This is a genomic window from Candidatus Cloacimonadota bacterium (assembly GCA_034661015.1).
Classification (GTDB): Bacteria; Cloacimonadota; Cloacimonadia; order JGIOTU-2; family JGIOTU-2; genus JAYEKN01.
In genome coordinates, this window is sequence record JAYEKN010000039.1 from 15480 (window position 1) to 25606 (window position 10127).

The following is a 10127-nucleotide window of genomic DNA, read 5'->3' on the forward strand; positions in this document are numbered from 1 at the left end:
CCTAAGTAAATCAATTTTCTAAAGAATAATTATGATTCCAAAAGAGATATTGGAAAAAGTTCGTAAGATCGAAATTACAACTCGCAGCTTGGTAAACGAACTTTTTTCAGGTGAGTATCACAGCATATTTAAAGGGCAAGGGCTAGAATTTTCCGAAGTCAGAGCCTACCAACCCGGTGATAATGTTAAACTGATCGACTGGAATGTTACAGCCCGTTTCGGGCATCCTTACATAAAGAAATTTGAGGAAACCCGCGAACTTACTGTGATGCTCATGATTGATGTTAGCGGATCTGGAAATTTTGGAACCGCTCGGAATCTCAAACGAGAAATAGCAGCTGAACTTGGGGCTATTCTTGCTTTTTCTGCAATCCGGAATAATGATAAAGTAGGTCTGATGCTTTTCTCGGACGAAGTAGAACAATATATTCCTCCAAAAAAGGGGAAGAAATCTGTTCTGCGAATTGTTCGGGAAATTCTCTATCACAAAGCCGAGCATAAAAAAACCAATATCAGCGAGGCTCTGAAATACTATTACAAAATGTCCAAAAAAAAGAGCATCGTATTTGTTATTTCCGATTTTCTTGATGAAGATTTTTTGCAAACAATGAAGATTCTTTCGCAAAAACACGATGTGATTGCCGCTAGAATTCTCGATCCCAAAGAGTTGGAAATTCCCAAATTGGGGCACATTTTGGTAGAAGACACGGAAACCGGAAAAGAAATTTTAATTAATACGAATTCACGTGAATTCCAAACAAATTTTATCAACCAAAAAACTAAAAAAATTGACCAATTAGAAACGGATTTGAAGCGATTTAAAATAGATTTGATAGATATTCAGGCAGATCAGCCGTATATAAAAAAGTTGATCAGGTTTTTTAAGCAACGCGAAAAAAGATTACGATGAATTTTAAGAAATTGATTTTGCCGTTTGTCTTTTTTACATTAATTTCCGTGAGTGGATTTTGTGCCGAGATTCACACGTTTATAGATACTTCTCGAACGGATGTTAAAAATATTGAGATAGGGGACAAAGTTTTTTTTGATGTTCAAATTTTGCATCCGAAGAATACTCAGTCTGTTTTGACAGAAAAGAATGAGTCGGAAAATTTCGCGATTCTAAATATTCAATCAAGAGATATTCCAAAAGGTGAAGACAGAATCACGGATTTCAATTTCACAGCAGCATTTTTTGATACCGGTAAGCAAAAAATACCAATTCAGGAATTTCAAATTATTAATGAAAATGATACTACCTTTATTTATTCCGATTCGTTAAAAATTTTTATTAAATCAATATTAACGGAAAAAGACACTAGCGGCATCAAAGATATTTTTTCACCATTATCCTTGAAACTTGGCTTTTGGGATATTTTCTTCCCGCTTCTGATTATCGCTATAATTGTTTTCGCAATTATTATTTTCACGAGATATAAAAAAGGTAAACCAATAATTCCTATCAGGAAGAAAAAAATCGAACCTGCCCATCTAATAGCTTTGCGAAAATTAGATAGTTTAAGATTAGAAAAATTGTTGTCTCGTGGAAAAATTAAAGAGTATTATGTAAATATTTCCTGGATTTGTCGGGAATATTTGGAAAACCGATTTAAACTTCCGATTCTTGAAAGCACGAGTTTTGAAATAAAGCAGCTATTAAGAAATAATGAAGTTGAGGAAGACTTACAATTTGTAAAAATTCTCAAAAAGTGTGATAAAGTGAAATATGCAAAATTTCTTCCTTCATTTTCCGAAGCGGACCCCCTAATCGAAAATCTGGAAAATTTGATTGTTAAAACAAAATCAGACGAGATGGATAAAACTGACCATGAAGATAATATTTCTTAATCCTCAATATTTTTGGTTTTTTATAATCTTACCTGTGATCGCAGCTTATGAGATTTTCATAAAACTCAAAAAACGCCCCACAATATTATTTTCAGATTTATCTTTGATCAGTTCAAAATCCCTAAGAAAAAACAATATTCTTTTTTATGTAGGAAATTATTTTATCAAAATTTTGATATTTGCAACTCTGATTTTTACGCTTGCCAGACCTGTCATACCGGAAAAATATAGCAAAGTTAAAGATAAAGGCGTGGATATTGTACTTGCTCTCGATGTTTCCACGAGCATGCGCGCAATTGATTTTAAACCGAATAATCGCCTTTATGTTGCAAAAGAGGAAGCGAAGAATTTCATCTCAAAGCGTCCAACCGATAGAGTCGGACTGGTGATTTTTGCCGGAAATAGTTACACCCAATGTCCGCTGACAATTGATCATAAAATTTTGCACCGACTCCTTGACGAGACTAAAACCGGTATGATCGAAGATGGCACTGCGATAGGAATGGGTTTGGCAACGGCATTGAACAGATTGCGAAATTCCAAAGCAAAAAGCAAGGTAATCATTCTTCTAACAGATGGAAGAAATAATGCCGGGAATATGGACCCGATAACCGCAGCAAATCTCGCCAAAGAATTCGGGATAAAAATATACACGATTGGAGTGGGGAAAGATGGTATTTCCAAGATTCCGGTTGATCATCCTGTTTACGGTACCCAATATGCTAATCAACAACTTGATATTGATATTGAAACCCTAAATAAAATCGCAAAATTGAGCGGAACAAAATTTGCCAGAAGAGCCAGAAATCCCGGGCAATTAAAAAAAATATTGAGTGAGATTGATAAATTGGAGAAGACTGAAATTTCTGAAAAAGTTTATTACAATTATTTCGATCTTTTCTTTTATTTCATCTATTTCACGATATTTCTTTTTGTTCTCGATATAATTATTTCAAAAATGATATTTAAAAGGTTACCCTAATGCATTTCGGAAATCCTGAATTTTTTATAGCACTGATCCTGATTCCTTTGATTTTTTTCGGTTTATATTTTTCCAGAAGAAAGAAAAGGAAACTGCTCGAAACATTTGCCTCTACAGAGATGCAAGAGAAATTGATTCTCAATCGCTCAACCATTGCAGAAACGATTACGAATTTTTTACTTATCGTGATTATTATCTTACTGATAATTGCAGCAGCCCGACCTCAGTGGGGAAAAAAATTACAAATTATCGAAGAGAAATCTCTCGATATAGTTGTTGCCACAGATGTCTCATCGAGCATGCTTGCCGAGGATTTAAAACCCAACAGAATCCAGCGTGCCAAAAATGCCTTTTCCAGCTTTATTGATCAATTGCAAGGTGATCGAGTAGGACTCGTAATATTTTCCGGTGATGCTTTTGTGCAGTGCCCTTTGACAAATGATTATTCTGCGTTGAAAATGTTTGCTTCGATTGTGGACGTGGGAATTATTCCCAAAGAGGGAACGAATTTACCCGAAGCGATCCAAACATCAATCTCGCTCTTTCCTGAATATGCAAAGAATAAAGTTCTAATCTTGATCACAGACGGAGAAAATCTGCAAGGAAACATTGAACAAGAGATAAAAGTTGCAAAAAGTGAAAATGTAATAATTTATACTATTGGAGTAGGAACTCAAAATGGCGCTCCCATTCCAATAAGAAATGCTCAAACAGGCGAAAAGTCTTATGTGAAAGATGCCGATGGAAATATTGTATTATCTCAACTTGACGCAACAACCCTAAGTAAGATTGCCCGAGAAACTCACGGTGGTTTCTTTCAAGTTTCTGCCGGAGAAGGCGAGATTAGACAAATTTTCAATGAAATAAATCTGATGGAAAAAGAAAAATTGGCTCAACACAGATATACGCGGTACAAAGAGCAATATAAGTATTTTGTATTTCTGGCATTTGCTTTATTTATCATTATGCAAATGATATTTTTGCGAAAAATCGGTTTGAAAGGTTAGGATGAAAAAAGCAGTATTTCCAATTTTATTTTACTTTATTTCCACGTCTTGCTTTGCACTTAATTATGAGAAAGTTCTAAAAAACGATAATGCAAATAAGTTGTATGAAAAAAAAGAATATTCAAAGGCAGAAAAATTATATTCTGCAAATAGTATAGAAAATCCTGAAGACGGGATGTTGCATTTCAATCTCGGTGATGCTTATTATAAAAACAAGCAATATGAAAAAGCTCTTTCCTCCTATAAAAGTGCCTTAAAAAGTGAGAAAATGGATAAATCAAAAACATGGACGAATATTGGCAATAGTTTTTTTCAAACGAAAAAATTGAAAGAAGCATTGGGCAGTTACAAGAATGCCTTGTTAGATAATTCCAAAAATTCCGAAGCACGATACAATTTTGAAATGACGAAACGATTATTACAACAGCAGCAAAAACAGCAGGACGATCAGGATAAACAAAACAAGGATAAGAAGCAGGATAAAAAAGATAAAGAGCAAAAGAAAGAACAAAATAAAGATCAACAAGACAAAAAGAAAAAGGAACAAGAGAAACAGGAGCAAGAAAAAAAAGAACAGGAAAAGCAAAAAAATCAGAAGCAAGATAAACAGGATGAGCAGCAGAAACAACCGGAACAAAATAAGCAAAGTGAGGAACAGAAACAAAAAATTGAACAGGCAAAACGCCTCTTAAATGCAATGCAGAAGCAGGAAGATGAAAAACAGAAAGAGCGAATAAAAGAATTGATCAAGAAAAAAAGCTCACCCAAAAAAGTCGATAAAAATTGGTGAAAAAATTAGCTGCGAATTCAAAAATAATATTAAATAAAATATTTGTAGCTAACAAAAAAGAAAAATTAGATGAAAAGTAAGCAATTTACCAAAAATATAATTTCTTCAATTTCCATATTAATATTATTTATCACATTTCCAGCCATTTTAAAGGCTGAGTTTCTTGAGTTATCCGTGTCTTCCTATGTAGATCGTACTCAGATAATTATGGGAAATAGTCTGCAATTAACCGTGGAGATTGAAGCAAATAAGAATGTTGATGTAGAACCGATCATTCCGCAGCTCACAGGATTTCAGATAATCGGGCAATCATCTTCGAGTTCTTCGTCAATTCAAATTATTAATGGAAAAGTAGATAAAAGTATTACAAAAAGTTTTACTTATACACTTGCTCCTCTCAAATTAGGGAATTTTGTAATTCCGCCGATAGAAGTTAAATACAACCGGAAAAAATATAAAACCAACTCAATTCGGGTTAACATAATTAAGGGAAATTCTTCAACCCAAACCTCTCCCAATAATTTATCACAATCGCAACGAACTTCACCAAATTCGGCAATAGCTGATGGAAGAAAAATGTTTCTTCAAGCCATTCCCACAAAACGCAATGTATATGTGGGAGAGCCATTTGCAATTATTTATAAAATTTATAGCCGGAAAGAATTGTCCGGACTTCAGCCCGAACAGATGCCGAATTTTCCGGGTTTTATCAAAGAGGATGTTTTTCAGGCAACAAATATCAGATACACGCTGGAAAATTTAAAAGGCATAAGATATTATACCTACAAAATCAGCGAATACACCCTTTTCGCAATACATGAGGGTGATTTTAAACTTGATCCGATGCAACTCGTGGGAGCGTACAATACTCCGGCTAGAAGTTTTTTTGATTTTGGAAATACAAAAAGAGTTATGCTCAGTTCACAACCAATTACAATTCATGTAAAAAAACTTCCCTTGATTGATCGTCCCGAAGATTACACGGGAGCGGTTGGAACTTTTTCCATAAAAGCCGAGTTGGGCAAACACGAAGTTAAAGCCGGCGAGTCCATTACCCTCACGGTTACAATTTCCGGAAGTGGAAACATAAAGATGTTTGACGCTCCACTTATTCCTCAAATCAATAATATCGGCACTTTTCCACCTGAAGAAAATAACACCCTGACCGATAGTTACAAAACTGCCGGATATAAGACAATAAAATTTATTTTAATCCCTCAAGAACCAGGTAAATATGAGATTCCTCCCATAAAATTTTCGTATTTTAATACTCAAACAGGTAAATATTCCACTGTGGAAACAAAATCTTGTCATTTCACTGCCGAGAAATCTGACATTCCATTATCAGCAACTTCCTATGTTAATCCCAAAGGAATCGTAGTACAGGGGATTGACATCAATTTTATCATTAACAAAAACGTGATTTACAATAATTCTTTTCTTGTTCAGAAATTGTGGTTCTGGCTAATTGCCGTATTGGGGATGGTCATTCTTTTTATCGCCTTTTTGATAAAAAAAGAGAGCGACAAGTTACTTTCCGATAGGGGATATTATAAATTAAAAATTTCAAACAAGCAATTAAAAACGGATTTGAAATTTACTCGTAAAGTTTGTAATGATGAAAATGGAGAAGTTTTTTTTCCTGCGATAGAAAAGACTCTAAAAAATTATATTGCTAACAAATTTAATCTATCTGCTGCGGGTATGCAATTGCAAGAAGTTATTGATGTTTTTGAGGCAAATGGCATTGATACGGATTTGACCGAAAAAGTGAAAAAGTTTCTAATGCTCACTGATCAGGCTAGATTCAGCGGTTTTTCCTATTCTGAAAAAGATATGAAAGAAAATCTTAGTCAGCTCGAAGACATAATTGGAAAATTGCAAAAAATTAAATTCAGGAGAAAAAAGTGAAATATAAAGCATTAATTTTTTTTCTATTCATTTTGGTAAGTTCGGTTTTGTTTGCCGAGTATGATATTTCAATCCCAAACAAAGCATATCAAGATCAAAATTATACAAAAGCAAAAGAGGGTTACGAAGAAGTGGTCAAACAGGGAGTGGAAAATTTTATTTTGTTTTATAATCTCGGAAATACTTATTTCAAATTGGGAGAAAAGGGATTGGCAAGACTTTATTATGAAAAAGCTAAGAGATTTCAGCCACAAAATAAAGAATTATCCCAGAATATCGATTTGCTAAAATCCACACTTAAAGATAAAGAAGAAACTCAGGAAACTTTTTTGGAGCAAGTTGCTCAGAATATCTTTTATTTCTTTTCGATAAATTTGCTGACGATTTTTGGGATCGCCTCTTTTATGATTCTAATGCTTATTACAGCATTCATGGTAATTTCTCGCAGCGATGTATCCAAAAAAATTATTCGAGCTTTTATGCTACTTTTTTCCATCCTTTTTGTTTTTTTTCTCATTTTTACTGTTACCCGATTGATGCAATTCCATTCCAAAAATTCAGCGGTTATCCTTGGGGAAACCGTGTTGGCATACAGCGGACCAACTCAGGAATTCGAGCAGGTTTTTACCATCCACGAAGGTTTGAAGGTGAAAATCGAAAAATTCGATGGGGACTGGGTGTTGATAAAATTGCCCACAGGCAACGGCGGTTGGATTCTAAAGGAAAATATTGGTGAAATATAAATGTTAAAGTATTGAGAAATATCGTGGTTTAGAAACATTTTTATTGACAAGGTTTTTGAAAATCACACGAAGTTATATAAAATCATTAGCGATATTATTAAAATAGTGAAGGAGTTCCAATGCAAGAATTTGAAGAAAAAACTAAAGAAGATTTAATTAAGGAGATTGGGGAATATTCAAAGATAATCAAGAATCTTAGGCAACAACTTGCAAAGGTAGAAAAAACAGGAGATGAATCAAAAGAAAAGTTTGGGGTACGGCTTCCAAGAAAAGGTTTGGAGACAAATCTGGAAATGGTTGGTGATTTTGATATTCTTTATGGAACTGGTGAAGATTATTCAAAAGGTGGGATGAGTTTTAAAATTCCTATTGAATTGGAATTTGAAATTCGTTTTGATGTTGATGGAAAGGCACAGGATAAACGAGCGAAACTTATTTGGGTCAAATATATTAAAGAGGAAGGATATAAATTTGGAGTGGAATTTATTGAATCTTCGGAAGAAAAAGGCGAGGAATTTTAGAGAAAATTTACGAAAATTTTCCTTGTTTTTGCTCGAGTAGGTAAATTTCTTAGTGAAATCAAATGCGATTTACCCACTTAAAAAAATCTTCGGTTTATCATAAAGATGAGCCCACTTAAAAAAGGGGATTTAACCATTTCGCCATAGGGCGAATCTAATGATAAAATGGTTAAATCCATAGATTGTGTTTCTCATTAACCCTCCGCCAGCCGGCGGATAAGTCGGGGGCTAATAAGGAGATTGGGTCTGTACTATCGGCTAAAACTTTACCAATATTTGCAATTTGGAATAATTTTATTGAATTTTCTTTTGTCATATTTTCTTTGAAAAAATCAATCTCAAAGACAGTTACTCTTTTTTCTGTACGGATTTTTTTATTGTAAACGGTTTTTTACAATAAATGCCAACGGTGGAATTATGAAAAGTTGGGCATTTTGAAACGATTAATTTTCAATTTACCACTAATTTTATTTATTTCTAAAGATTTTATATACAACACGAAACCGGCATTATGTATAGCCTTTGTTATGTGGTGTTTTTCACTTTCTTTTCAATATATTTTGAGCTCATTATCCTGAGCATTCCCATATAATCTAACTTAAATTTAATCAAATCGCCAACCTGATATTTTTTTTTATTTTTGTCGAGGTCAACCACAATCATATCAGAACTTGCTCCTGCTAATTTTAAACTCTTATCAATTAATTCGAGATGGTTCCTTTCTACGTCAAGAAGTCCCAAATCAATAATTGCTCTATATGATTTTTCACCTATATTTGATCGGTCAAATTTATAACTTTCTCCTTCTACATTTGTTCCTATTTTACCCCTTGGAACAATTGGTTTTTCTATTAATTCGATTATTTCAGAATACAGACTAAATACATCAGAGTGCATTTTTTTAAATTTAGCATTATTATAGACGTCTGTTCCAAGAAATAATGTTTCACCTACCCTAAAATGATTAATCCCTTTTGGTAAAAGGTTTTGAAAAATCAACGGTATTGTTACGGACGAACCACCCGAAACGAATGGTATTTGCTTGTTAAATTTTGCTTCTATTAACTGTTCATATAAACTTAACTGAATTAATTTATCATGATTTGGGAGAACACCATACAAACAAGAAAGGTTTGCTCCAATTCCTACAACTTTAATATTTTCTAATTTAAAAACACTTTCATAAAAATCAATAAAGTCTGCGCCTAACACACCTTCTCGAAGCTCTCCCAACTCAATCATTATTATGATTTTATGAGTTTTATTTTGTTTTTGAGCTTCTTTTGATAAAAGTTTGATAGTTTCAATCTCCGTATTCACACTAATATCTGCATATTTAACTACACTTGATATTGAACGTTTTGCAGGTGGTTTAATATAAATAGTTTCAATTTTAGGATTAATTGATTTAATTTCTTTTAAATTAGATACACGAGAGTCGCAGATTTGGTTAATGTCAAATTTTAATAGTTCTGTTAAATATATTTTATTTCCGCACAACATTTTTGACACGATTGACCATGCAATTCCATTCTTTTTAAAAAGAGTATTGAGATAGTCAAAATTTGATTTTAGTTTTTTAATATCTAATGTTACAAAAGCCATTATTTTTCCTTTTTATATCGCATTTCAATATACTTACTGCTAAATCCAACTTTTTCATATAAAAATCTTGCCGGGTTTTCGGGTTCAACGTGCAGTGCAATACTACCATCTGCAAAATCAATGGTTTTTTGCATTAACATTTTTCCTATTCCTTTTCCCCTGTGATTTTTGTGAGTTGCAATATAAACTAAGAGATTTTCCGGAATATAATCTTTCATTCCTGTTTGATTAACAACCACTACACCTGATATTTCATTTTCTAAATATGACACCACAATAAATCCGCCCAAAGAAGTTGTTTCTTTCAGTGCGTAATTAACTGCCTTTTCAATGTCAGACTTTGGGTCTCCATATTCTTGCAAATTGTCAAATAAGAAGTCAATCAAGCTTTCTTTTTGTTTCAAATTCGGTTTGTTCGTTGTAGTAAATACTTTTGTTTGAACCATAATAATAATTTCCTTTTTTATATTTTTGTATTATATAATAATGATTTTTTTGAGATATGTAAATAAATTTGTTGTTAAACTGCTGAAAAGTAGAATTATAAATATCCTTTTCATTCTGTTTCTTATCTGTTTTTTTTAATGGTGTACAACGTTAAGTATATGGTTTTGTGGCGGTTGTGGAACACAAATCTTTCAATTTACACTGATGTTTATTTATTGTTAAAATATTCAAATTTAGCACTTCACCCGCCATAAACTATATACATTGTTGTGT

The 10127-nt window shown here is 33.0% G+C and carries 10 protein-coding genes; 8 read left to right on the forward strand and 2 right to left on the reverse strand.

Annotated features, from left to right (window positions below; translation table 11 throughout):
• Positions 1-31: 31 nt before the first annotated feature.
• From U9P79_01370 to U9P79_01405, 8 genes are all read left to right on the forward strand, one after another.
• Positions 32-910, forward strand: a complete 879-nt coding sequence (locus U9P79_01370; GenBank protein MEA2103278.1) for a DUF58 domain-containing protein — start codon at positions 32-34, stop codon at positions 908-910.
• Positions 907-1848, forward strand: a complete 942-nt coding sequence (locus U9P79_01375) for a hypothetical protein (GenBank protein MEA2103279.1) — start codon at positions 907-909, stop codon at positions 1846-1848. The genes U9P79_01370 and U9P79_01375 overlap by 4 nt, the downstream gene beginning before the upstream one ends.
• The gene (locus U9P79_01380) at positions 1790-2830 is read left to right on the forward strand and encodes a VWA domain-containing protein (GenBank protein ID MEA2103280.1); all 1041 of its coding nucleotides are present in this window, start codon (positions 1790-1792) and stop codon (positions 2828-2830) included. The genes U9P79_01375 and U9P79_01380 overlap by 59 nt, the downstream gene beginning before the upstream one ends.
• Positions 2830-3837: a VWA domain-containing protein gene (locus U9P79_01385; GenBank protein MEA2103281.1), complete on the forward strand. Its 1008-nt coding sequence runs from the start codon at positions 2830-2832 to the stop codon at positions 3835-3837. The genes U9P79_01380 and U9P79_01385 overlap by 1 nt, the downstream gene beginning before the upstream one ends.
• 1 nt (position 3838) lies before the next feature.
• Positions 3839-4627 carry a tetratricopeptide repeat protein gene (locus tag U9P79_01390; GenBank protein ID MEA2103282.1) on the forward strand — a complete coding sequence of 263 codons (789 nt, stop codon included), beginning with the start codon at positions 3839-3841 and terminating at the stop codon, positions 4625-4627.
• Positions 4628-4696: 69 nt separating this feature from the next.
• Positions 4697-6538 carry a BatD family protein gene (locus tag U9P79_01395; GenBank protein ID MEA2103283.1) on the forward strand — a complete coding sequence of 614 codons (1842 nt, stop codon included), beginning with the start codon at positions 4697-4699 and terminating at the stop codon, positions 6536-6538.
• Positions 6535-7281 carry a tetratricopeptide repeat protein gene (locus U9P79_01400; GenBank protein MEA2103284.1) on the forward strand — a complete coding sequence of 249 codons (747 nt, stop codon included), beginning with the start codon at positions 6535-6537 and terminating at the stop codon, positions 7279-7281. Before U9P79_01395 ends, U9P79_01400 begins: the two co-directional genes overlap by 4 nt.
• A gap of 119 nt (positions 7282-7400) precedes the next feature.
• Entirely contained in the window at positions 7401-7802 is a 402-nt protein-coding gene (locus tag U9P79_01405) for a PilZ domain-containing protein (GenBank protein MEA2103285.1), read from the forward strand.
• 525 nt (positions 7803-8327) lie between these two features.
• Here U9P79_01405 and U9P79_01410 read toward each other — a convergent pair.
• Both U9P79_01410 and U9P79_01415 read right to left on the reverse strand, forming a co-directional pair.
• Positions 8328-9407, reverse strand: coding sequence for an alanine racemase (locus tag U9P79_01410; protein MEA2103286.1), 1080 nt, complete (start codon positions 9405-9407; stop codon positions 8328-8330).
• Positions 9407-9853, reverse strand: coding sequence for a GNAT family N-acetyltransferase (locus U9P79_01415; protein MEA2103287.1), 447 nt, complete (start codon positions 9851-9853; stop codon positions 9407-9409). The genes U9P79_01410 and U9P79_01415 overlap by 1 nt, the downstream gene beginning before the upstream one ends.
• Positions 9854-10127 lie beyond the last annotated feature (274 nt).